Source organism: Pseudomonas sp. FP1740, assembly GCF_030687165.1.
Lineage (GTDB): Bacteria > Pseudomonadota > Gammaproteobacteria > Pseudomonadales > Pseudomonadaceae > Aquipseudomonas.
The window spans coordinates 809298-834054 of record NZ_CP117461.1 but is presented as its reverse complement, the minus strand read 5'-3'; the positions used below and the strand labels follow the sequence as shown (position 1 = coordinate 834054).

The window sequence follows — 24757 nt, the reverse complement described above, 5'->3', positions numbered from 1 at the left end:
TCAAATTTTCTCGCGCAATGCGACGAACTGGTTACTCGGCCCTTCTGACCTAAGACTGAGATTAACACTCTTCGAAACCACATAGCCTAAAGGCCGCGTCAGGCTGAATGGGAACAGCACAGGCATCGACTGCAGGCTAGCGACCGAAACTGGCTTACCGGTATAGCGAACGCCCGCTTCGATAAGCCAGGCAGTAAATTCTTCATGTTGAATTTCAGTTGCTGCGAGACGTATGAGCCGCCGCCCGTTCTCCACACGCTCCAACACGCCCCAATTCGCCTGAGTTTGCAAGACAGCCTGGGTTGCCCGCTTAGTAATTTCACGATCACCATACACTTCACTCATGCGGCGATGAATTTCTGAAATTGAACAGTCGCCCTGGATCAAGGTAAGTCGACCGACGAGCTCAGCTATTCTTCCGAAGAATGGGTACGCAGCAATCGCAGCGCCCCAAGCAAACGCGATCACAGTATTAGACTGATCGCCGCCCCTCACCATGCAGCGCCCGCGATCGATGAACTCTGCCAGCTCAGGCCTAGGCTGCAGACACAGCGCATTCAATTTAGTTTGCGTTTTTGCACGAGCCTCTTTGCCAAGGCAAGATGATTCGAGAAGATCACTCAGTGCATCCACTGGCGCAACTCCAGTGCTTACTGTCAACGCGGCGGCAACCCAATCGAGATGGATAAATCGATCAAAGCCTATCTGAGGGGCTGATGAACTCATTAGAAATCAATCTCATAACTTACTTTAACAAAGGGCACAATCAACTCTTCGACAGATACTCCACCATGAACCACCACCTGTTCGCCCGCCGGCACAAAGGCGGTTCGTCCGCCTGCAAAGAGAGGCATGAAGTTCGTGGGCAGTCCAGCGATGTCCAACCTGACCGTGGTCGGATAGGCCACAGCGGAATCGGCCAGTAACGGTCCGCTCCGATAGACCCGCACGCGCTCGCCGCGTGTCTCTGCAATCACGCCCTGATTGGGCCTACCAACTCCAATTGACTCGACGTTGCCGTGGTCTGCAGTGAGGTAGATGTGGTACCCCTTGTCCAGTAACAGGGAGAAGAGTCGATCAACGAAGCCGGTCGCTAGCCAGTTATCGATCCACATTGCCACGTCTTTTTTGGATCGCTCCTTGTGTAGCCGATCATCAACCTCGTCTATGACTAGACCCACCACATTTGGGCGCTGCTCGATCAGATCTGCTTCTAGCGCATTCAGTTGATCAATATGGCGCAACGCTCGTCGATACATTACCTCATTTGAGTGGACGTCTTCATTCTGCCAAAACCTCTTCCACAAGGACTCCTCCTTGTCCGTCCGGTCGATGGAGTCTTCGAACTCGCGCGGCCTGAGGCCCGAGAATAAAGCCTGGCGCGACACCGACGTCACGGTCGGCAACCATGCGAATACTGCTCCCTCGTCAAACGCGAAGCACTTGGTCGTGGTGATCAAGCGCTCGCGAATCTGCACCCATTGGTCGAAGGCTAGCCCGTCGAACACCAGTAGGGCAACCTTGGTTTCCCCTGAGGATCGGCGATGGCGCAAGAAGCGCGGCACGTGGTGGAGCATCACCGGCCCCTTCGTCACCGGCTGCAAAATCAGGTCCGCGTAATGCTTAGCTGCGATCCAGGCTTGCAGATGCCCGTCTGATTGCGCCTGCAGGATCTTGATACGATCCCGAATCGCCAGCAGATGTTTACTACCTTCCGTGCCTGGCAGACCATGTGAACGGGCCAGGATCTCACCGTAGCGTTTGGCGAACTCGCTCCAATCCTTATACGAGGAGGCTGCCGTCGGCGTTGTCTCGATCAGGCCATTGATACCGTTAAGTACCAACAGTTGCAATGCCGCCGGGTCCTGGACGATCCCGACCTTGATCCAACTCGGCATTCCTGCCGAAACGCTGTGCACCGCCAGCGGATGCAAGCTGCCGTCGAGGAACATGGAATCGACCAGCACTTGCACATCAGAGTGCTCGAACGGAATCTCGATCTTGGTGACGTAATCAGGTGGCGGAGGTTCGCCAATACGGGTGCCGTCAAGCCCCAATTTCGACAGATAGCGGTACCACGCGTCCTGCACCACGCGCAACAGCGCACTTTTGGATGCCAGCCAGGTGGCGACGGGTTGGTCTGCGAGCAGTCCTTTGCCTTGGATGATGCCCGCCACGTGTCGAGCGAACAGGGGCGGCAACGAACGGTTGGCGAAGTGCATTCGTAGCAGCTCACGCCAGAAGTCCACCGGGTTACGAATAGATCGTGGAGTCAGTTGATAGACGTGTTCAAGGATGAAGTCCTTGGACTCGTTCTCACCGCGCGCTGACTGCAACTCGGTCTGGTGCGCGTGAAACAAACCTGCAAGATGCTCCGGCTCGACCTGCTGCACAGCGCTGTAGGCCAGTCTGGGGAAAAGCTCCGCAAGGCTGAGCCACACCACGCGACCGTGGTGAACGATGTCCCACGGCAACTTATTCGCGTCGGCGCTGCGTAGATGCAGCACCAGTGAGGATGCCGGCCCTTGCTCACCCCGATCCCATGCGGCGCGGTAGCGTTCCTCATATTCCGCACGGAAGGCAAACGGGTCTTCGTACAGTATCACCTCGAAGTCCCGATCGCGCAGTTCGGACAACAGCGTCTCGTCGAGAAGCACATCGTCCGGGTCGCAGGCCACCCACAGCCGAGTGAGATCGGCTGTGAAGTGACTGAGAATGCGTTCTGACCACTGGCTCATTCCACCTGCCCTCCGGGGATCACATCGCCGGAGACGCAGACCATCATCACGGCATTCAAATCCGGCACGCTGGCATCCATATCATCCAGTGCAGCCATACGTGCGTCGTGTTCCTGTTGCAGGCGCTTGCGCCGATGCTCACGCACCGCTGGCAAGCCGATTCGCCCGATCGCCTGACTTCGTGCCTCGAATGCATACACTGCGCGCTCGCGATCCTCCTTCAGTCGAGCACGGTGTTCATTCACCAGTTCGGTAAAGATCAGCTCGCCCTGAGTGCTGGCGGCCGCATGCGATGCCTCGAACCACCTCACCGACTCCTCGGCACCGGTCATAGCGTGCACGTCCACGGTCTCGGTCAGTAGCAGATCCCACACGCGTTTGGCCGTGGGCACGAAGGGGCGGCCTTTCTCGTTGACGAACACCGGCAGGAAGCGCTTCCGGCTTAAGCCTTCCGCTGCCAGGCTGATCTCCCACAGAGACCAGATGCCGCGCACCGAATCGGGCAAACCCGTCACTCGGATCACCGGCAGCGGCTGGCCGGCAACAAAGCGCGGCAGTTCGCTGATGATGGCACGGGCGCGTGGCTCTTCCATCGTCACCCACTCCAATTCCGGGTTCTCGTCCGCCGTGCGGGCGTCGAAACAAGCCTGCGCGGATTCGCTGCCATCCGCCCAATTCACTCGCCAGGCACTACCCGCTTTGGTGGCTGAACCACCGCGTGCGGCCAACCCATTAGTGATGGCGCGTTCCAGCCAGAACTGGGCCGGATGATCTCGCCATTTGCGGGCGTCGTCCGCGTCTAGATCGTGCTCCGTTGTCAGCAGATCACTGTTCTTCTTCGACTCTGCCAGCGTGGATCGCAGTTGCGAAACCACGGCGTCGCATTCCTGCTCGATCGCATCCGGGTTCTGCAGACCATGCAAGAACAACTCGTCGAAGATAGGATCGGCCTCGACCGAGTCCATAACGTCGGCCACCTTGTCGACGCCAAACTCCTGCGCGATGATCTCGAGCTTTGCCTCTAGCACCTGACGCACACGGTGTTCGACCGTATCTTCCAGTACGAAGTTGATGGCGCGCACCACATGGTGCTGACCGATACGGTCGACGCGGCCAATACGCTGTTCAATCCGCATCGGGTTCCACGGCATGTCGAAGTTCACGATGACGTGGCAGAACTGCAGGTTGAGACCTTCGCCGCCGGCATCTGTTGAAATCAGCACGCGCACATCCTTGGAGAACACCTGCTGAGCGCGAGTGCGCGCTTCCAGATCCATGCTGCCGTTGAGCGTCGCCACCGAGAAACCACGACTCGAAAGAAAATCGGCCAGCATCGCTTGTGTGGGCACGAACTCAGTGAAGATCAGCACCTTTAGCGCCGGGTCGCCTTCTTCCTGCTGCAGCTTGTAGACGAGCTCCAGCAGCGCCTCGGCCTTAGCATCGGTGCCCGCCGCCTCGGTTTCGCGCGCCAGTTCGAGCAGCATCTCGACTTCGGACTTCTCCAGCTCCCAGCCACTGGACTGCATGGCCAGATCCACCTGAGATTGCCCATCGAGATCCGCCCACTCGTCCTGGCTGGTGTTCTCGAATAGGTTCGCTTGGGGCTGTGCCGCATCGAGTAGGGCCTGCCGCCTCTCCAGCGTGGTGCGGATGGCTGCGGTACTCGAAGTCACCAGCCGCTGCATCAGGATCATCAAGAAGCCGATGTGACGCTGCTTGGCTGCCATCGCCTGGTTGTAACCGTGGCGAACGTAGTCGGTCACTGCCTCGTACAAACGCTGCTGCGAGCCATGCCGCGCCTGCCATGCGACCGCCTGCAGCCGGGTTACGCGCGGTTTGAACAGTGGCTGGCCTTCGGCATTGATCGACAGTCGCTTCTCTGTGCGGATCACGAATGGCCGCACCCGGTCGCGGCCAACACTGCTTTCATCCGGAAATGCTTCCCGGTCCAACAACTGCATTAAGCGCATGAACTGGTCGGTTTTGCCCTGGTGTGGTGTGGCCGACAGCAGCAATAGATAGGGCGATGCTTCTGCCAACGCCGCGCCCAGCTTGTAGCGGGCCACCTGCTCGGTGCTGCCACCCATGCGGTGGGCTTCATCGATGATGACCAGATCCCACGACGCCGAAATCAGATCCTCGAAGCGCTCACGGTTGTATGTGTTGAGTTGTTCCAGGCTCCAGCCGCGCCGACTCTCCATGGGTTTGACCGAATCAAGCGAACAGATCACTTGGTCGTGCATGCGCCATAGGCTCTCTTCTTCGCCGACGCCATCGCTGCGCCACTGACGAAAGGCAGCTAACTCGGACGGCTCGATAAACTGGAACTTCTCACCGAAGTGCAGGCGCATTTCGGCCTGCCATTGGCGCACCAGGCCCTTGGGCGCCACCACCAGGATGCGCTTCACCCTGCCACGCAGTTTCAGCTCGCGCAGCACCAATCCGGCCTCGATGGTCTTACCGAGGCCGACCTCATCGGCCAACAGGTAGCGGATGCGATCACGGCTCACCGCGCGGTTCAGCGCATAGAGCTGGTGCGGTAGCGGCACCACGCTGGACTGAATCGGAGCCAAGAGCAGGTTGTCCTCCAGCGCATCCAGCAGCTTGGCCGCCGCCGTGGCATGCAGGATCTGCTCCACACTCAGGCGCACGCTTTCCAGCGGTGCCAAGTCCAGCTCTCGGGCGCGCACCACCGCGTCTTTCGCCGGCAGCCAGACGCGGTACGCGCTTTCACCCCACACATCCTGACGCTCGATCACCCGGCAAGGGGATGCCTGCCGTGTGAACCAGCACCAGTCGCCGATGGCGAACCCGTTACTGGCCACGTTCAAGTCCCGTCTTCGGTTCGAGTCAGTGCCATGTCGTAGAAAGTCAGCAGCTTCTCATCCTCTTGCAGGGTGGCATCGGGCAATTTGTCGGCAATACTGATAATCGTCGCGTAATCGTTGTTGGCCCACGCCGCGCGGAAGCCTGCACGCAGCACTTCCAGACGGGATTCCTTGATCTTTCGGCCAGTGAACGATCGATAGATGTCGAACTCCTTGAGCAGCGCCTTCTCGCGCTTTTTCTCCAGGTCTTGCGCCTTGTTTGGGTCAGGTACGTACCAGCGCTCCTTGGCCTTGGTTACAAGTGCTGGACTGTTCTTCTCCAACCCCCGCAGATCCTTGTGGTTGGTCGAGAGGTAGCTGTGGATTTGGCTGGGCACCTCGCCGGCACCGTCATAGCGCAAGAAGTTGTCTTCCAGCAACTGGTCCAATTCCGGAATGATCTCGCCCTTGCGCTTGGCCGAACCGATCTGCGGGATGTATTCCGGGTGGATTTCCGAGCGGGTGGATGGGCGCTTGAGCAGGAAGTTGGTCAACCAATCGATGGCACTGCGTTCATCAGAAACGAACAGCTCCGCCTGCCTCACCTGCGGAATACGCGACCGCGCCTTTTCGTACTCGACCAATTGATCGGGCAGAAATACCATGCCATCCGTTTCACGGAATCGAACCGGCAGCTCGGCCAGGAACTCGGGCGTGGAAATCGGAACCATCGTGCCGTGGCGGATGAACCAGGATGCCATGCGGTCATAGATGCGACGCGGATCGCGTTCGACGATGTTCAGCAACTCCTGCGGAAAGCCCGAGGTGACCTTGACGACTGGCAACTGCTTCAAGTGCGTCTGCACGAAGTCCCATGCCGAATCCACTGTCGGGCCGTCACGATTGAACCTGTCTTCCAAGCCTCCATTGGGCTTATACGCTGAGATCACCAAGTCTTGCTTAACAGCGTTGGGTGAAACAACTTGCTGGAAGCTCAAGTGCACCTTGTCGAGGGTAGTAACTTCTGCGACGACAAAACCCACTTGTTGCAATGCGACCTGTATTGCGTTCCAAACAGCAGCTCGACTGTTTGAGAAAACCACTGTCATCCAGCGGCCAGGCTTCAGCACTCGATAGTACTCAGAGAAGCACTTCTGCATTAAATGCTGATACTCAGGCACTCCCTTGTTTTTCACACGATCAACGATCGCTTCGGGACGTGAATCTGTGGAGACCCTGTGCCATGACTCGACAAGGAAGTTTAAATCTGAGTAGTAAATGTTTTCGCCGAAAGGCGGATCGGTAAAAACGTAGTCGATACTGGCGTCTGGGATTGGAAGACAAGTTGCAGTTCCGGTGTTGACTGCTGCAACACCTTCTTGTGGCCTGTAATCACTAAAAGCCTTTGTCAGCCGCCCGAGTTTTCCATCTAGGATGTACCAAGGACTGCACTCGGCGTGCTGAGATCCAACGTAAAAGACGCCGCTCAGATATTGGTTAACCTGGGAAAAGTGTGTCGGAGCGTAGCGTGCCAAAACCGACATACCCCAAATTGCCTGCTCAACAAAGAACAAGAGCATTTCCCGAGTTCGGGGATCTGGATGCTCATTGGCCCTTCTCCACAGCGCGGCCATACCGTGAGCCGCACGCGCCAAAAACATAAAATGGACAGCAGTTGTGTTGGTGGTCTTCATCCGACCAACCCGCGTCATTTGGCAGTCTGGTAATTGCGATGTTGGCAACTCCGCCGGCAGCGGAAGTGCGGCAATCCGTTCCAGTGTTTTCAGGTCTTCACTGTCGGGGCGCTTCTTATACTTTGTCTTTTCGATCTTGTAGTTGATGATGACCGGAACTCGCTTCGGGCGAGTCTCGACTTGACCGGAAGCCGAATCTACGAAGGACTCGAACGCCAAGTCCATCTTCTCCTTCGTCGATTGCGCCCCGCAGTGTGGACAGGTCAGTTCGTTTGCGACTCGCTGCGTTTCTTCGTCAAGTGCCGCATCTGTGAAGACAATCTCACCCGCGCAGGATGAGCAATTGAGAACCTCACTCCAAACGGTGTATTCAATCCGCGCCTTTGTCTTGCCATCGGAGTGCAGCGTTTCGTACATCCAACCAATTTCACGTTCCACCTCCTTCAGTAGTTTTCTGCCCGCTTTGGAGAAGGCATCAACATCGAACGGCAGGTTGTAGTTGGCGGCGATGAACGTGGCGGCCGGCGACAAATCATTGAGGATGACGCGGCGTGAGCCCCATATTGGCGCGGCCTTGCCTTGCTTCTTCCACTCCATTTCCAGCTCGTGGCGGTAAGCTGCAGGTGCTGCTCCGCACCACTGCGCCGCAACGCCTGTCATACCCGAGCCGCCGAAACCGTCGAGCACGATGTCGTCCGGCTCTGTGTAGTGCAGGATGGACGGCACGATGGCCAGATGTGGCACCTTGGTGTGATACGAGTGCGCTTTGTAGAGCGCATCCGTCTTGCCGACCGAGACGTCGAGGGTTTGCGGCTCGCGGCTATACTTCACGCTGGGGTCGTAGGGTTTGCCGTAGTGGAGCACGAATTCTTCGAGGAAGGGGTTCGGGCACGCGGTGTAGTACGGCGGGTCCGACATCTCCAAGATGGCTTCGTCCGTACCCTGCGGGAATCCTTCGATCTTGCGGAACGCCGGATCTTTCAGCCTCTCGGTCAGCAGCTTGATGTAGTGCTCGCGCCGGGCTTGCTCGCTTGGGAATATCTGCCCAAGGCATTCGACGGAGACGTCCCGCTTATGTTCCGAAAACAACTGATCAGTCACGAAATATCTCCTTTAAACAGCAGCAAGCCGTGCTCGAATCGCCGGATATGAATAATGTGCATCTTCTTTACCGCCATGCTGCTCTGTCATTGTGCTCACAAATCCCTGCCAGTATTCCTTAGTCTCACCAAGCAATGGTTGAGTAATTCGAAAAACCTCAAGCAGGGCATCAGCAGTTCCGGACGCGTACGAGATCTGACTATTCCCAAGCACTGCCTCAAGTAGTTTTTGTACATCTTGAGCTGCGAACTGCCCCGCAAGAGGCACGATTATCGACTGCCCTAGAAGCTCCGACTCTCGGTAGCTGGGTGAGTCTGAATATAAGCGGATGCCTTGGTCCACGAACTCTCTCTTGGGATTGTCCGCGATGAGTTCTACTTGCTCTTCTTTCTCGAAAGCATAAAAACGAGCAAGAAGTGCATCGGAAACACTCTGCACCGGAAAAGCATCAAAACAGAGGTGGTTCTTTAATTGAGCCACAGTACTGTCTTCGATGAGGCGTCGGACTCGTAGCTTGACTGCCTCCGAAAACCAGTCCCAAATTTGAGGTTCTGCTCCTAAAAGAACACAAACCTCCATCAGTTTTTCATCTTCAACGCCTTCAAAGAAAGAGCCCACAAATGGCCTGGCCACAGCTTCAAAAAATGCTGGTTTAGCCTGAGCTACTTCACTGAGCGTCCAGGCTACCAATCGACGTCTGCTTAGAAATTCATGGGAGTCATCCAGGAAGAGCGATTTGATGAGGACCTTGATCAAATTAGAAACCAACACATCCTTCGCTCGGCCTAAATACTTTGTAACCACGAATACCCTGATACCTTCCCGAGTTCGTGGGTAAGACGGGCTGAGAATATCCGTTCTGAACCTTGCCAATGCACTCTTACCTTGAAGCGGAGCATGTATCAGCAACAGGCGAAGAGCATGAACGATGTGAGACCTCACCAAGTCTGGAACTGGCTGAAAGAAGTCATCATCAGTGACAAACGCTGGATGAGCACACAAATTTCGGTCGCTTTGGATACGCTTTAGTGCATCGTATTCATGCTTGGTAAGTAGCTGAAGTTGCGAACAAGCTGAATCTAGGAGATCTCTTTCAATAGCCTGCATCTGGGCAACAGCCTGCGTATCAATGGCAGCATCGACTTTTGATGTGAAGGCAGCGGCAGCAGCATCGCCTTGTACTGACAGCTCCCTAGACTTCGAGAAAATATCGTAAACAACTGAGATCCATGTAGACATAATCGCGGATCGAAGCGCCCCGCCTCGATACGCGGTAATCGCCTCATTGATAAGCTTCTTGGACTCGGGGTCGCGCACTGAGAGTGCGAGGACGTCAATGTCCGAAACACCTTGATTCTGCATTCCAGCCCTCACTCAATCACGAAGCGCAGCTTGGTTGAATCTTTGCCCTTGCAACGCTCGTTCATAAATGTGTCAAAGCGCTTGCGCAGATCATCAGGCGTGGCCGGCGAGCCGCCTTGCAGCAGCGCCTGCTTGATCTCATCACCCTTGACCGCGATCTTCTCCAGCCCCGACAGTGCTTCTTGCACCGCGCTGGCAAACTCCGTAGTCATCGGGTCCGGCAACCTGCGGGATTCCAGGAAGGCATCGATCAGCTTCTTGGACACGGGAGACAACAGGCCGAGACTGTCCTGCGTGAACGGGTCTTCCAGGTTCTCCAGCAAGGTTTGCTGCCAATTGGCCACCAGCTGATCTAAATCGTCATCCAGCATGTGCAGCCGATTGACTGCTGGTATCAACTCCAACTGTTCCGCAGAAGGACGTAACTGGCAGTGTGGGCAAACGGCTGCGGTTACCAGCGTCGGCTCATCCAGCGACGAACAGCTCTTCAAGCTGTTGAGCGCTTCCTCGAAAGCGGTGAGCTGGCTAGTGGGCATCAGGGACACGCCGGCCAGCACGCGCAGCGCCAAAAGGCGGTCGTCCTTGCGTAAGGCATTGCGGGTTTTATCCTCGGCCACGCCTAGGCGCGCCTTGCTGTGGCTGGATATGTAGGCGGTGATGTAGTCCTTCTTGAGATGATTGAGCGTTTGCCGACCATTAACCAAAATCAGCGCAGCATGCTCTGCCGTGCGGTCCTGGCTTATTTTTTCGAAGATGGCCTTTCGGGCGGCCTCGGCCTGTTTCACCCACGGATGCCCGGCAGGTAACACCATCTCAGCCTGTGAGAGGTAGGACGCCGTGCTACCCAGCTCCATCACCAGTTCGAGCAGACGCTCGACAGCGGCTAGGACTTCCAGATTCTTTTTCTGGCCGTCGAGGTCTTCCTGCGTGACGCGAAGGTTCTTGAGCTTGCCGACGCTGTTGTAAGGAGCCAGCGACTCGGTGAATTTCTTCAACGAATCGAGTCGGACGTGCCAGTCTTTGGCTTCTTCCTCGCGCACCAGGTTCTGCCCCCAGAAACCAAGTTTGCCTTGTTGCAAGTCGGAACCAGCCTTGAGTATGCGCGGAACAAGCGTAGTTACCGCTTCATACATTTTTTTAACCGGCTCATCAGAACCTTGTATGGCAAGCGTCGCTTGGCCTTGCGCCTGCTGAATGCCTAATAACGCCAACAGATCTTTCAGCAGCGCTAGGTTAATTTCCTTCGGGAACTCAACGTGCTTGAACTGCTTAAGCTCATCAAGCGACCTTTCTCCGAGCAATTGCGTCTTCCCAGCATCCAGCTTGTCGCCTGGGATAGAGAGAACGATGTCACCGGAATAGACCAAGGCCCCCAGCACTGCGACCAGAAGATCGGACTCCAGCCGGTATTTGATGGGCGAGAAATACTCAACGTCCGAAGTGCCCGAGAGCAGCTCGCTGCGGTTGAGCACCTGGCCGTGGCCCTTGGCCTTGAGACGATTCAGCACGTCTTGGGCGTAGCGAGAGTTCGTCGGGTCGACGCGATCGCCATCAAGCAGTTCCAGCGCATCGAGAATGGCAGCTGCATCCTTGGTGCGAGTTCCGCCGGCCAGGGCACGCAGCGCATTACCGATCAGTTGTTTGCGGTTGGCTTCGGTCACCAGCACTGAGAAGGCGGGGTACTCCGGCGAGAGATCGACAAAGCGCTGGCCCAGCACCAGGCCCGAGATGACGCTCACCACGTCGCGGAAGTTGATCCGCTCGTCGGCACCAAGTCTCGCACGATCACGCAGCGACACGCCTTTGATCCAATCTTGCAGGTTCTTTTTCTTGCCCTGATAGGTTATCTCGAAGGCAGTCATCTGCTTTTCCTGCAGCCACTTGCTCATGGCTCTCAAGAAATCTTGCGCCTTGGAGTGGTAGATAGCCTTAGCACCACCACTGGCAGTGGATGCAATATCAAGCGCCGCCGCGTAAGACGACAGGTGGCGTTTTAAATCGTCGTCCAGGCCCGTGAGCCGGAAGAAGACCTCATCCGATAGGCTGTTGTCAGTGAACTTCGGCTTATCAAATGGCTGAATGAAGTAGACGTAGAAGTCGCGTTCTGGCTGTGCCGTGGGGCGATCGTTCGGAGCACCAAAGAACAGGTAGCCCATGCGTTCGACACGCCGTTCCTGCCATTCGAGCTGGTACTGCCAGATCTGGAAGCCGGGGTAACGCAGATCGTCGCTGCACTCCATCAGTACCTTGACGGCGCTGTAGTAGGCGCGGTCGAGCGCGTCGTCGGACAGAGCCTCGGCGCGTTTTTCTATCTGTGCGTCGTAGTCGATGTCCTTTTTGAGGTCGAGGTAGTACTGCTCGGTGTCCTGCGACTTGGAGATGAACTGGCCGTTAACCGTCTTCAGAACTTCCCGCATGACGGTCTGCACCATCGACAGCAGATTCTCGGCAGGCTCGCCCGGCATGTCTTCCACACCTGGCTGGAACAGGCACAAGGCGTCGCGCAGCTCAGCGGCCGTGGGGCCAATCGGAATGTGAATGTCACCGCCGGTGGTCAAACGGTTCACGGCCAGCGCGCTGATGACGCGCAGCGCCATAGGCTTGTAGGCAGGGCGCGTAAAGGCCTGCTGAACCCGTGACTCCAGCACATCGGAGACACGCATCACTTCCTTGATATTCGGGTCGGCGCGCAATACCGAGTTAGCTTTGATGGTGTTCCAGAAGCTTTCGTAGCTTATGAACTGCGGCCGGTCGCTAGGTACGTCTTGGCCGAGGATCGCCAGCATGGCGGACTCGATGGTCTTGAGCGCTCCACGCTTCTCGGTGAAGTGGATTTGCTCAAATGTCTTCAGGTAATCCGGGTGTACCGGGAACAGACGCACGTATTCGTCCATGCGCTCGTTCATGGAGCCATAGAACTTGGCAAACGGCGTCAGGTACTCGCGGATCTTGTTCTGCTGATCGGCAGTTTTCTTCAACAGGCGCGCGGAGACGACGAAGCTGACGTCCTGTCGGTCAATCAGGATCTGGGTGAAGCGCTCGTTGACGCGGCGCATGCTGTCGGCGACGTGCTGGAAGCGCACGCTGTCGAAAATAGCTTCCTGCACGCCGGCCACGAAGCGGAACTTCAGATGCTTGGTGACTTCGCCGATCTGCCGCAGGATGGCTAGATCCTGCACCAGCTCGTGGTCGCGACGGGACTGCAGGAACTCCAGGAATTCATCGACAACCAGCAGCACACCCTGGTCCGGAAATTTCTCGCCGAACGCGGCCATCATTTCCTCGAAGGAGTCCTTATTGTTGAGCTCCTTGTCCGCGGTCGGGAATGTGTAGTCGACGCCTAACTTTTCGAGGAAACGCTCCAGCTGCAGGGTGATGATCTGGCGCAGCGGCATTTGCAGTCCGCCTACCTCAATGCGCAGCACCTTGAAGCGACCAGCGATTGGGGCAACTGCCTCAGCAACCTTGGGATGGCGAATCATCGGCGCGTAAGCGGCGTCTTCGGCCACCAGCGACAGCACCGACATCAAGTGCGATTTACCGGTACCGTAGTTACCGACGATCAGCACGCCTTTGTGATCGACCGACTCGTCAAAACTGAGCTGGGGAACCATGAGCTTGGAGATCCGCTCGGCCATGTCATCGGAGATGACATAGGTCGCGACGAGCTTCTTGGCCTCGTCCGGGCGCCCGGCATCGAGCAGCTGAATGACTGACTCGATCTGCTCGAACTGGATTAAATCTCCGTACTTCATGTTCACGGCCATGCGTTCCTCTCTCCCCTTTAAATTTCGAAGATGACCACGCCTTCGCGGCTGTAATCACAGTGCTCTTGATGAGTTAAGTCAGCGTAAATCAGCCGGTCACCGCGCAGCTCTCCAGGCCAAACGGCAACCACTCGCTTACAATGTGCGAGCCCCTTGAGGAGCTCAAGCGGATGAATCTGTAAACCCGGCTCGAAAAGTAGCTCCAGGTTGTCTAGCAAGAGCACCTCGTCCATGCGGGCTCTCACACAGACTTCCCGAAGCTCCTCCCCTACAGCGAAGCTGCGCTTTGGTTTTGGAATGGCCGCCAGTCGGCGCGCAAGCACCGCGCTGATGTTGAGAGGCTCTACAGCAAGGTTGGCGGCAAGCTGGCGAAGCAGATGGGTCTTACCGCTCCGACTAAGGCCAACCAGGAGAATTAGCTTGCTGTTAAGGTCGCCGATTTCGTCGACGAGTCGTTCGAGTTTGCTCAGCACGCAGACTTCCTTATCCATGCGAATGTGAATGAGAAATCTGCGAACATCTCAGCAGAAGATCCTCGGCTTAGCGTCCCCCGTTACCGCCTATAGAGGGGCTTAATGAGGACTGTTTGGACCAATCAATCATCATATCCCACTGATACTCTTCGCGTAAATTGCAGCAGGTGAGGCGTGCCGCGGTTATAGAGCATCACAAAGCCATGGGCGCAGTTCTAGATGTCCGTGGAGTCGTGGTTGCGTTCGAGGTGACGATGGATATGCGACTACCTCGAGACCTTGCCCACCTTATCGGCAGAGATCGCCTCGTCATGATGATTGATCTCAGGTACATCGACATTGCATATAAGGAATACTAGGTTGAGCGTCTTCATCTGGACTGGCACCGGCATTGACTCCTGAGTCAGCATCAGGGAAATTCCGGCATCCTGAGTACATATTCAGCCGCCCAGTATTCCATGTGGTATTCCACCAAAATACCAAAAAATAATTTCCTATTTATTTTCAATAGGATAGAAAATCGTTTCAGATTACCCCGGTCGACCAAGGGAAATCCTATCAGAAGAAAATTCGTCGCAGGTCTCAAATAGAAATGGGGAGTCTTTCGGGACCAAGCTAGTAGCAAGTCATAACCTGCGGGATAACAACCCGAAAAGTCTCCACCACTGCCCCTCAAGTACGTCACCCCGTCCTAGAGAGTAACAACGACCGCGTCAAGCCCGAACTGAATACCAATGCAGCACGCTACAACCGCAGCAAGCAACGCTATCCCCTGACCGTGCCGCGCGTTTCCCCCTCCAACGGCACACCAGCTACCTCAGCATCCAGCAAGCACTCCCCTTCCAAATCGAACGGCAGCGCCCATAACTGCAGCCCGTCCCCGTAATCAAACACTGGCAACGCCCGCTGCAACCCAGCCCAGTATGGGTAAATCAGCACCAGTCTCGGCACACGTCCGCCGTTACGGTATTTATGGCCATACGCGAACAGTTGGTAAAAATCACTCTGGCTCAGGTTGTAGTTCTGCTCAGCGTTGCGTTGGTCAATGCGTTTCCATTTAGTGTCCAACACCCAGCGTTGCTCGGCAGTATCCATGAGCAAGTCCGGCCTCAACCGGAATATTCCTCTGTCGCCATGGCGGCAGAGGTCCGCTTGCGAGGTCTGCGCTGTCAGCTCAACACCCGGCCTCAACTGCTTGCCAAGCGACTGCTGCACATAGTTCTCGAACAACCGCTCCATCGGGAAAAGCAAGCTTACCCCTTGCCAAGTGCCCTGCACCGCAACCGGCATCTGCTGGTTCAAGACCAGCTCGCACCAGGGCCTGATGGCGCCGTAATGTGCCATCAGGCGATCACGGCTCCACAGGCGGAAATCCTGTGCGACGTGCCGGCTGGCAGGTATCTCTGCTAACAAGGCGCGCAACTCGTTGGCGAGACGCCAGTTGGCAGGCAGTTGGGTTACCTTGGCGACCTGTTCCAGCGCGAGTTTCAGCAACCGGTTTTCCGCACGGTCCGGCAGGTAGACGTCATGACGCACTTGAAACTGGTGCTGCCGGCCCGGGGGCTGGCGGAGCTGCGCCACTACATTGAGCTGGCCACGCAAAAAAGGTCGCTCCTCCTCAACGCGTGTGTAGTCGAAACGAATACCGCGCTTCACCAAGGCATCCAGCTCATTCAGATACTGCCCGATCACCCATTCAGTGAGCGGTGCATCGAACAATTCCAGCGCCGTGACTGATACCTGCCGTGGCTTTAAAAACAGCGCCGCTTGAATCAACTTTCGTAACAGCGTGCGGCTCTTGAGCACGCAGTCACCTTGTTCGAAATGCTTGGGCAGTATTTCAAGCCGTGTGCCGCAGGGAGTTTCGATAACGCCCACATAGCTGTCCCATTTAAGCGACTGCCGGCCCTCGACCTGCAGCAGGGTCGCGCCAGCGCGGTTGAAGCTTGCGCTGAGGTCGCACAGCCAGTCGAACGCCGTTTCCGAAATGTGCGCGCAATCCAGGTTACCCGGCGGCACCGGCGCCGTGGTAAGCCTGGCGTACTCCCGAACGATAACGTTCGTGCTCACGCTGTTTGCTCCTCCGGGGTAGTGGCATCCTGAGTGCTGGCATGGGCACTGATCACCCCTGCATAGGCCGTCGGCCGACTGAAAGCCAGCGGGTTGATACGCCACACCTGGTCTTGCGCAGGTACTTTGTCGCCAAATAGCGCCAGCAAGTTCTGGGTTTCGCGCAGCACGAAACAATCGGTGACGGGTTTACGGTGGTCGTTCAATACCCATTGGATGCGTTGCCAATCTTCGAAGAAGTACTCCTGCAACAGCGGCAGTACCTGGTTGCGGAAAATCAGCTCCAACTGCGCCAGCGTGCCACCGTTCAGCAACGGCATAAAGTAGGCGTGCCCCAGGCAGTGCTCGCGATCGAGCAGCACTTCGATACGTTGGTTCATCACCCTCAACAATTGGCCAATGTTCACCCCCTCGACCGTAGTACCATCCAGTAAATGTGGCTCTGGCAACATTTCTCTGAATACAAAGCGCCGGCGCAAAGCGATGTCGAGCCCGGCCAGCGAACGATCTGCGGTATTCATGGTGCCGATGAGGTGCACGTTCTGAGGCACGGTAAACGGCTTTTTCGAATAGGGTAGTTGCAGGCTGAGCGCTTCATCTGCACCATCGCGCTTGGAAGGCTCGATCAGGGTGATCAACTCGCCGAAGATACGCGACACGTTGCCCCGGTTGATCTCGTCGATGATGAGCACATAAGGCGTGTCCGCTGGCGAGGTAGATACTGAGGTTTCAACAGCTTTAACACCTTCGTGCTGCAAGTAAGTCAGCAAGTCTGCCCAGGTGAATCGATTCATCGCGTAGACGGTTTTCAACGTGAACTGACAGCCATCGTTGATGGGCAGAATGGACAGGCTGATGTCCCGATAAAGCCAACGCACTGAGCGCACATGCTGATAATCAGGTTTCACCCCGTCGGGCACCGTGGCTTCATAGCGGTACTCGCTCGTCACTACTCCAATGGCGCCGACCTTCTCAGCCGACTGGATACACAACAGAACGTCCCCCACTGCCATTTGCTCAGCAAAGTAGTTGAGTGTGCCTTTATCACCGGAGCCTAGGCCCTGGTAATAGTCATTGGCTTTATAGTCTTCGCTTAAGTCCCCGCTATCGCCCCATCCAATTCGGGCCTCGCCATGCGTCAGGCAATAGTTTTTGCTGGGTGACATGCCAGAGCCGTCGATGGAAATTTTCCAGATGGCAGCGTTGGGGCGAACCCCTAAGTCTGCAACAGGCTGCGTCTTGGCGTCGTCGCAGATGCGCTTGAATACACCCGCTTCTACGGGGTAACGCAACTGCCCCGTTTCACTGTCTGAATCCGCGCGGATGCCCTCGACGAAGTCTTCATAGCTGAAGCTCTGATGGAAGGTCACGAAGCGCACGCGCCCCGCAGAAGCCAAGCGCTCGAACTCGGCTTTCAACCGCTGGCGAGTTTCAGGAGAATTGCCGGTGTTCTGCGCTAGGAACTCGGGCGCAAGAATTGCCAATGCCTGGTTGATGGTGGCGTACGTTTTGCCGGTACCGGGCGGGCCGAACAATATTTGATTGAGCGGGGGCTTGGTTGCCGACAAGTCGATAACTGCCTCGGGACCTTCTGGTTCAGCCTGGCCATAGTCACTAGGTACCAACCCACTCCCCTTCAATGGTAATTGCCGGTTCTCAAGTACCTTGTCAACGGTGCTCATCCAAGCCTCTACATCGGCTTGAGTGGGACAGCGTTGCGCGCTGATTTCCCAGCTTTCTTCTTGCGCTTCCATCAGCGCCCGATGATCCGCGACTCCGCGAAGTGAACAGCATATTTCACCTCCATACCAGTAAAGGGTGAATGCAGGTTTTCCTTTCAGACTGTTTTGCTCACGCACGCCAATCCGGATATCCGCTGGGGTGATGTTAACCGTCCAGTGATCAGCCTGCGGGTAGCGTTCACGGAAACACGTGAGCAACATCCAGACCCACGCTTGCTCCTCAACGGTGCCTTTATCCAGAAGCTGAATCACACGCTGATCGGCATAGCCCGCAATTGCACCTCGCGAAAGCTGTCGCTGATACTCAAGCCACTGCTTTAGCCCACTCTGCACGTTGTTGCTGTTGCTCGCACCAATCTCCGCAAATTCACCGCCTGGGCCGTATTGCTGGTAGAGCATCGTCAACTCATCCACGTCCGTGATCAGCAGCACATCACGTCCCAGGTGGTTATTGATGGTATTGAGGGCAGAACGGTAGCCATTGGCGGTATTCGGTGATTTCCCAGTATCGGTTAACCAGACTTTGAACAGCTTTCCTTGCGCATGACTCACAGGTGCACTCCAGTATTTTTGAGCGTCAAACGGGCTTGGCCGAAGTCAATGTGACCAGGCTCGATAACAATTCGCCCCGAGCCCATATGATGGTTTGTCTTCTAGGCTGTAATTGATTTGCAAGCCCCGAAAAGAATCGATGTACAGCGCACGATGATTGGCTGGCGTCCCCAGCATTGTTGATCAGTCTCGACGCAAGATCCTGCTGGGTGATGCCGAAAGGGGCATGATGCGCTGAAGTCTGCACCCAGTGTTTCATACTCGACAGACATGGGGCAATTAGCCACCATCAACCACTACTTTCGGATATTTCCTCGCGAATGACCAACCACACCGGCCGCTAGCCCCTGCATCGGACGCATGCCTTTGAACGTAATGAACGTAATGCCCCAGCTATCCCTCTCCCCATCTGGGCCAGTAAACGAAATCGGCGAGGTGGTGCACTTTCGCCAAGGCGATCTCGACGGGGCGTGTGGCCCTTACAGCTTGATGATGGCCCTGTTAGCCAACGGCATCGTCACGCGCTTCGAGGCTAGTTACATGGGCCTGCACGATGGCCGCACCCGGTTGGGGAAGTTTCACAACCGCTTGATCGAGTTCGGAGGCCTGATAAGCAGCGGTACCGATGAGTACGATCTGGACTGGTTGCTGGACTGCTCCGCAACCAGCTCAGCTTAAAGAAGTTCAACGGCACTACCCGATCGCTTGTTACTGATCTGGTCGCCGCGGTAAGTGCTGGATGCTCAACGATTGTCGGCGTGGACTGGCCGGGCGGCGAAGGTCACTGGCTGCTGGTGGTTGGCTATCAGGGCCAGCTCATCGATGGGCCAGAATGCCGTGCCAAAACCAACGTGACCCATCTACTGTGCCTGGACCCTATGCTGGAAGCGCCCGGGTGTCGTTGTGGAATGCCGTTCTGGAGGTCCAGACAGCCGACGGAACAGTGGTAAACGCCGGCCGTTTCCCGTCTAACCACTGGGGCGGTCTCGAGCCTACGAAGTGCCGAATTACCAATGGACTGGCTATTGGCAAACGATAAGCACTTTGCAAATTTCAATATTCTGATGCCCTCGGACGACTCGGCATTGGCGCACCTGATCAGGGTATCTGCATCAGCGGCGCCTGCCGGTCGCCGCCCCTCATTCTCACTTGACTGCCCTCCAATTCAGACAAGCCACCGCCAACATGGCAAACCGCCATCTAAACAAGGTAAATTCGCCACGTAAATGACGTAAGCAAACGTCGCCCCCAGTTCAAGACGACAAGGAAGTAGCAATGCCCAACCCAGGGACTCTCTCCTCAGGCCCCCAACCTGGCCGCCCCCGTCTGCAAAGCGCCCACACCACTTTTCCTCACAAGCGCTGCCCGAAAAGTAGCATCACCGTGGATAGGGAATAGCCCCCATGCCCCAATCATTCCACTTCCGGAGCGCGCGGTCTGCCAGCACCAGCAATACAGAAGCCAACATCTTCATCCACGGCTACAGCGCCGGGCATAGCGACGAAGACAAGCAACTCCTACTCGACAGGATCCCTGAGCAGCTAAAGCACTTCACCAACATCTTCGCGTTCTGGCCTTCGAATCACATCTTGCGGTTCGACAAATCCTCAGCCTGGAAGCTTGCCGCTGCAGGCCTGAATGCCGGCGCGGCGTTCACCGGTGCCCCCGTGGGGTCTCTAGGCCTTGTGGGCTCGATCGCCAAGGATCGGATGGGTAATTTCACTCAGGCCCGCGCACGCGCGGAAAGCATGGGCGCGGTATTGCTCGAACAGCTTCAGCAGTACCTGCTCAGCAACCACCCGCAGATCAAGACCATCAACCTGATTGGCCACTCGCTTGGCGGCCGGCTGGTCATCAGCAGCCTCAAGAACTTTTCGAGCAGGCAACAACTGGCTATCAACGATGTGCTGCTAATGGCCGCAGCCGTCGAGGTCACAGCCATTGAAGCCCGCAAGATGCGTGGCCTGCTTCGGGGGCGACTGATCAATGCCTACTCGAAGGCAGACAAGACCCTGCTGCTAAACGTGGGAGAAACCTGCCTGGGGCGTAACGAGGTCGAACACTTCGAAAGCATCGAGATGAACGACTTTGGCCACACCGATTACTGGGAGCGGCTCGCTGAGGTACTGACCGAAACACGCTTCAAGGCGTTCTTACCCCCCTCGCCAGAGCCTGTCAAAGCACCTGCAGAGGCCATAATGCCAACCCCCATGTCCGCGCAAACTGCCAAAGCTCATAACATGAAACTTGAACTGAACAGCCCACGTGACGTTTACCAGCAAATCAACGACGAGCTGGCACTCATCATCGCAGAACTGAGACACCCCTCCGATGACACCGCGTTGAACCAGGCACGCGAAGAAGCACTCCTGCGGCTTGAGCAACATCGCAAAGCCTTGTATGAGCGGCTCGCCGAACTGGAGAAGAATGCCGAGTGGAACACCTTCACCATTGCCTTCTACGGCGAAACCGGCGCGGGCAAGTCAACCCTTATCGAAACCCTGCGCATCCTGCTTCAGGAGCCTAGCAAGCGAGCCAGTCAGCAGGCGTTTCGCAAGCTGCGCAAAGAGTATGGGATGACGGAAGAAAACCTGCAGCGGCTGCATCAGGATATCGAGCAAGTCGAAGCGCGACTTGGCGAACTGACGCAACAGCTCAATGCCACAATGCAGCAGTTCGAACAGCCATTCAGTGAAGCCCGGAGCGCCCTCGACCAGGCTAATGTCCGGTCCGGCGAGTTGACTCAGCGTCTGGGCAGCGAGTTTGAACAACATGAGCAGGCAAATAAGGACGCCCTTGCGGCCGTAACCCGCCTGCATACGCTTCTCGCCACACGTAAAAGCACCGCTTCACTCTGGCAGTCGCTCTTGAGCCTGTTCAGAAAAATGCCGGAAGAGCTCGAGCTGAATGCCGCCACGGCTTCACTGACCGAAACCACTCAGGCACGCGACATCGCTGCCGCAGCTCTAAGCACTGAACGGCAGAAGGCAGACCAGGAACGCTTTGCGCTAGAGCGGCAGCTAGGTGAGGTAACAACAGCACGTGACCTGGCCTGTACAGCACTTGCCACTCAACAAGTACAGGCGAAGGAGCATCAACAGACGATGGTGCAGCAACGCCTGGAAAATGAAAGCCAGCTGGCGGCCCTGGTGGCGCAACTGCAGGTGCATGCCGACGGTGAAATCATTGGCGACGGCCAGGCCGACTACACCCGAGAGACGAAGCGCTATGAGTTCGAGCTGGACGGTCGACCATTTGCACTGCTGGATGTACCGGGTATCGAGGGCAAGGAAGGCTTGGTGCTCGACCAAATAGAAAAGGCCGTGCAGACCGCTCACGCCGTGTTCTATGTCACCAACCAGCCCGCACCGCCACAAACGGGCGATGGCCAGCACCAAGGCACACTGGAGAAGATCAAGCAGCACCTCGGGGCGCAAACCGAAGTTTGGACACTGTTCAACAAGAAGATCACCAACCCCAAGCACTCTCTGGCCAACCGACCACTTATCTCCGACGACGAAAGCATCAGCCTTGCCGGCCTTGACGAGAAAATGAGCGAACAGCTTGGCAAACACTATCAGGAGATGTTCCCGCTCAGCGCGCTGCCGGCATTCCTCGCCTCGACCGACCACCTCGCACCGGGCTCGCAGAATGCCAAACGGCGCAGCAAGATGCTTGAAGACTTTGGCGCCGACGAATTGCTGGAAAAGTCCCGTCTGCGCGCTTTCCTGCAACTGCTGGGCGACCGGCTGATCCTTGACGGCAATACCAAGATCATCAGGGCCAACTTCAACAAGGCCAATGAAGCGCTCAACCAGACTACCTCAACACTCTCAGGTGTTCAGCAAACCCTGAGCGCGCTGTCGAGAAAGCTCTCTCAGGAAGAGCAGAGTGCGAAAAGCCAGCTGAGCAGTAGCTTCCAGGCACTGAGAAAGCGGCTGGAATCCTGCGGCGAAACCTTGATCGACCAATTCGCCAGCAACGTACGCAACAACGTCTATGCGAAGATCGAAACCAATATCAGCAATGATGAACTCAAAAGTACACTGACCGACGAGCTTGAAACCCAGCAGCAGTTGCTGGGCAAAGAACTGCCCCAGGCGGTGAATACAGAGGTTGGCAAATTCCAGAAGGCGGCCGAAGACATTCTCAAACGCTTCGAGAAGCATGCCCAGGAGCTGACCGCAAGCTACGCAAAGCTGGGCAGCATGCGCTTCAACGAGCGCTTCAACCTCAACATCAAGATCGACAACGGCATCAAGGTTGCGGGGCTGCTGGCCAGTCTTGTAGGCATCGCCGCGGCACCGTTCACTGGCGGGGCCAGCCTGTGGGTCGCCGGGGGCGCGGCACTTACTTTCCTGATCGCGGTCGGCAAAGCGCTATGGAGTGCAATCGACAAGGACTTCAAAAAATCCCAACAACGCCAGGCGCTTGATAAAAACCTACGCAGTGCTATTGAACAACTGCGCGAATCACTGGAGGCAAGCCTGGACGCGGCACTGAGCGATATGCAGGGGACCATTGAGCAACTCGACCTCGCCCTTGAAGCACCCGCCAGACAGGCTGCCAATCAGGTAAACACGCTGTCTCGCTCGACAAACCGCCTAAAAGTTCTCTCCCGTCAAATTGAAATCGCAGGAAATCTGTAATGGAAAACACGCTCAAGACATTTAAGGCGCAACAGACAAGCGCGCTGACATTGCTCGACAGGCTGCAAGACTTTCTCGGGCAGGGTGCGCAGGCCGGCATCCCGATTGATCCTGCTTTGATCAGCAAGCTGCAGAATGTCATCAACAGCATGTCGGGTGAGAAACTCAAGGTTGCGCTGATTGGCGGCTTCTCTGAGGGAAAGACCTCCATCGCGGCGGCCTGGATGGAAAAGCTGGACAGGTCCAGCATGAAGATCAGCCATCAGGAGTCATCCAATGAGGTGAAAGTCTACGAGGTCGGCGAAGACTTCGTACTGATCGACACCCCCGGGCTGTTCGGTTTCAAGCAGCAGGAAAATACCGAAACGCACACCGTCGAGAAGTACAAGGACATCACCAAAAAGTACGTGAGCGAATCACACCTGGTGCTGTACGTGATGAACTCGACCAACCCCGTCAAGGAAAGCCACAAGGATGACCTGACCTGGTTGTTCCGCACTCTTGATTTGCTACCCCGCACCATTTTCGTTCTTAGCCGTTTCGATGAGGTGGCTGATGTAGAGGATGAGCAGGATTACCAGTCCAACCTGCAGGTCAAGCGCAACAATGTGGCAGGCCGCCTTCGCGAACAGATCGGGCTGACTGAGAAGGAGGCGGCCGAACTGTCTATCGTTGCAGTGGCCGCCAACCCCTTCGACATGGGCGTGGAGCACTGGCTGGCCAACCTTGGACAGTTCAAGGAGCTGTCGCATATTGCTACCCTGCAGGCGGCCACCACTGGCAAGATCCAGCAGAATGGCGGCGGCGCCGCACTGGCAAAAGAGATGCACGCCAGCGTGATCCGTGACGTGCTCAACAACCAGCTACCTGTTGCCATCGAGAACGACGAAAAGGTTGCCCAAGAGGTTGCCAGGCTTGATGAGCTCAACACTCGCCTGGTCAATCAACTGGCAGTGACCGGTCAGCAAATCGAAGAGGCGCGCATTAACCTGCGCAACTTTGCCACGCGCTATTTCTCTGATCTGATCCTGCAGGCCAAGGGTTCCAGCCTGGAAACCTTCGGTGACTTTTTCGAGCGCGAGGTCGGCGCAGAAGGCATCATCGTCTCCACCCGCCTGCAAAACGAGTTCAGCCGCCAGACGCAGTCGATCACGCTTGAGGTCGAAAAGATGCAAGTGGGCTTCGATAGCGAGGTCAACCACTTCAATACCACCGTCAAGGCACTGGGCAAGCAAGGCATCAACCATGTGCTCAAAGGCAACCTGATCAACAACACCACGGTACTGGCTGCGCGTGATGGGCTCACTACTATTGCCAAGACGGTTGGCATGGATATCGGAAAGTATCTGAAGTTCAAACCGTGGGGCGCCGTAAAGTTTGCCAAAGGCGCCAACGGGGCGCTGGCCTTCATCGGGGTGGCCATTGAAGCCTGGGATAGCTGGGAACAGTACAAGCGCGAAGAAGCCTTCAAGAAGTCAGTTGCAGAGATGGTTAACAATTTCGAGCAGCAGCGTCAGGACTTCCTTGCCGTCGTTAACTCGGAGCGTTTCAAGGAGCAGTTCTTCCCTGACTACCTGCTGCTCAACACCCGCCGACAGGAACTGCAGGTCAATGTCGATGAAAGCCGTGTACGTCAGCAACGCTTCAAGGCATGGCGCGAAGAAGCTGAAGCTATCGACGCGGAATTCAAGCGAATAAACTGACCCACTTCCGGTGCCCGCTGCAGAATGCGGCGGGCGCTTGCTAATCAAAACTGCCCGCCGTCCCGCTAACGCCCACGCCGCGCCAAAACCTCCGCCACA

12 protein-coding genes are annotated in these 24757 nt (G+C 56.4%); 3 read left to right on the top strand and 9 right to left on the bottom strand.

Going from position 1 to position 24757, the window contains the following annotated elements; all coding sequences use genetic code 11:
* The 9 genes from PSH69_RS03590 to PSH69_RS03550 form a co-directional block, all read right to left on the bottom strand.
* Positions 1-726, bottom strand: coding sequence for a hypothetical protein (locus PSH69_RS03590; protein ID WP_305411079.1), 726 nt, complete (start codon positions 724-726; stop codon positions 1-3).
* Positions 726-2738 carry a BREX-3 system phosphatase PglZ gene (gene pglZ, locus PSH69_RS03585; RefSeq protein WP_305411078.1) on the bottom strand — a complete coding sequence of 671 codons (2013 nt, stop codon included), beginning with the start codon at positions 2736-2738 and terminating at the stop codon, positions 726-728. The genes PSH69_RS03590 and pglZ overlap by 1 nt, the downstream gene beginning before the upstream one ends.
* Positions 2735-5563, bottom strand: coding sequence for a DEAD/DEAH box helicase (locus PSH69_RS03580; protein WP_305412775.1), 2829 nt, complete (start codon positions 5561-5563; stop codon positions 2735-2737). Before PSH69_RS03580 ends, pglZ begins: the two co-directional genes overlap by 4 nt.
* Positions 5564-5565: 2 nt before the next feature.
* A complete protein-coding gene (locus tag PSH69_RS03575) occupies positions 5566-8340 on the bottom strand; it encodes a DNA methyltransferase (protein ID WP_305411077.1) in 2775 nt (924 codons plus the stop codon).
* 12 nt (positions 8341-8352) lie between these two features.
* Positions 8353-9702 (bottom strand): hypothetical protein, encoded by a 1350-nt coding sequence (locus PSH69_RS03570; protein WP_305411076.1) that lies wholly within the window; start codon positions 9700-9702, stop codon positions 8353-8355.
* Positions 9703-9710: 8 nt separating this feature from the next.
* Entirely contained in the window at positions 9711-13469 is a 3759-nt protein-coding gene (locus PSH69_RS03565) for a DUF6079 family protein (RefSeq protein WP_305411075.1), read from the bottom strand.
* 17 nt (positions 13470-13486) lie between these two features.
* Positions 13487-13942: a BREX-3 system P-loop-containing protein BrxF gene (gene brxF, locus PSH69_RS03560; RefSeq protein WP_305411074.1), complete on the bottom strand. Its 456-nt coding sequence runs from the start codon at positions 13940-13942 to the stop codon at positions 13487-13489.
* A gap of 765 nt (positions 13943-14707) precedes the next feature.
* Positions 14708-16012, bottom strand: coding sequence for an McrC family protein (locus PSH69_RS03555; protein ID WP_305411073.1), 1305 nt, complete (start codon positions 16010-16012; stop codon positions 14708-14710).
* Entirely contained in the window at positions 16009-18306 is a 2298-nt protein-coding gene (locus PSH69_RS03550; protein WP_305411072.1) for an AAA family ATPase, read from the bottom strand. Before PSH69_RS03550 ends, PSH69_RS03555 begins: the two co-directional genes overlap by 4 nt.
* Before the next feature lie 384 nt (positions 18307-18690).
* Between PSH69_RS03550 and PSH69_RS03545 the strand changes: the two genes are divergently transcribed.
* From PSH69_RS03545 to PSH69_RS03535, 3 genes are all read left to right on the top strand, one after another.
* Positions 18691-18984, top strand: coding sequence for a hypothetical protein (locus PSH69_RS03545; protein ID WP_305411071.1), 294 nt, complete (start codon positions 18691-18693; stop codon positions 18982-18984).
* 725 nt (positions 18985-19709) lie between these two features.
* A complete protein-coding gene (locus PSH69_RS03540; protein WP_305411069.1) occupies positions 19710-22955 on the top strand; it encodes a DUF726 domain-containing protein in 3246 nt (1081 codons plus the stop codon).
* Positions 22955-24658, top strand: coding sequence for a LeoA/HP0731 family dynamin-like GTPase (locus PSH69_RS03535; RefSeq protein ID WP_305411068.1), 1704 nt, complete (start codon positions 22955-22957; stop codon positions 24656-24658). The genes PSH69_RS03540 and PSH69_RS03535 overlap by 1 nt, the downstream gene beginning before the upstream one ends.
* Positions 24659-24757 lie beyond the last annotated feature (99 nt).

What these genes read in the sequence shown, in the direction of transcription:
- PSH69_RS03590 (WP_305411079.1), bottom strand. Translation starts at nt 726, where the DNA reads ATGAGTTCATCAGCCCCTCAGATAGGCTTTGATCGATTTATCCATCTC.
- pglZ (WP_305411078.1), bottom strand. Translation starts at nt 2,738, where the DNA reads ATGAGCCAGTGGTCAGAACGCATTCTCAGTCACTTCACAGCCGATCTC.
- PSH69_RS03570 (WP_305411076.1), bottom strand. Translation starts at nt 9,702, where the DNA reads ATGCAGAATCAAGGTGTTTCGGACATTGACGTCCTCGCACTCTCAGTG.
- PSH69_RS03565 (WP_305411075.1), bottom strand. Translation starts at nt 13,469, where the DNA reads ATGGCCGTGAACATGAAGTACGGAGATTTAATCCAGTTCGAGCAGATC.
- PSH69_RS03545 (WP_305411071.1), top strand. Translation starts at nt 18,691, where the DNA reads ATGCCCCAGCTATCCCTCTCCCCATCTGGGCCAGTAAACGAAATCGGC.
- PSH69_RS03540 (WP_305411069.1), top strand. Translation starts at nt 19,710, where the DNA reads ATGCCCCAATCATTCCACTTCCGGAGCGCGCGGTCTGCCAGCACCAGC.
- PSH69_RS03535 (WP_305411068.1), top strand. Translation starts at nt 22,955, where the DNA reads ATGGAAAACACGCTCAAGACATTTAAGGCGCAACAGACAAGCGCGCTG.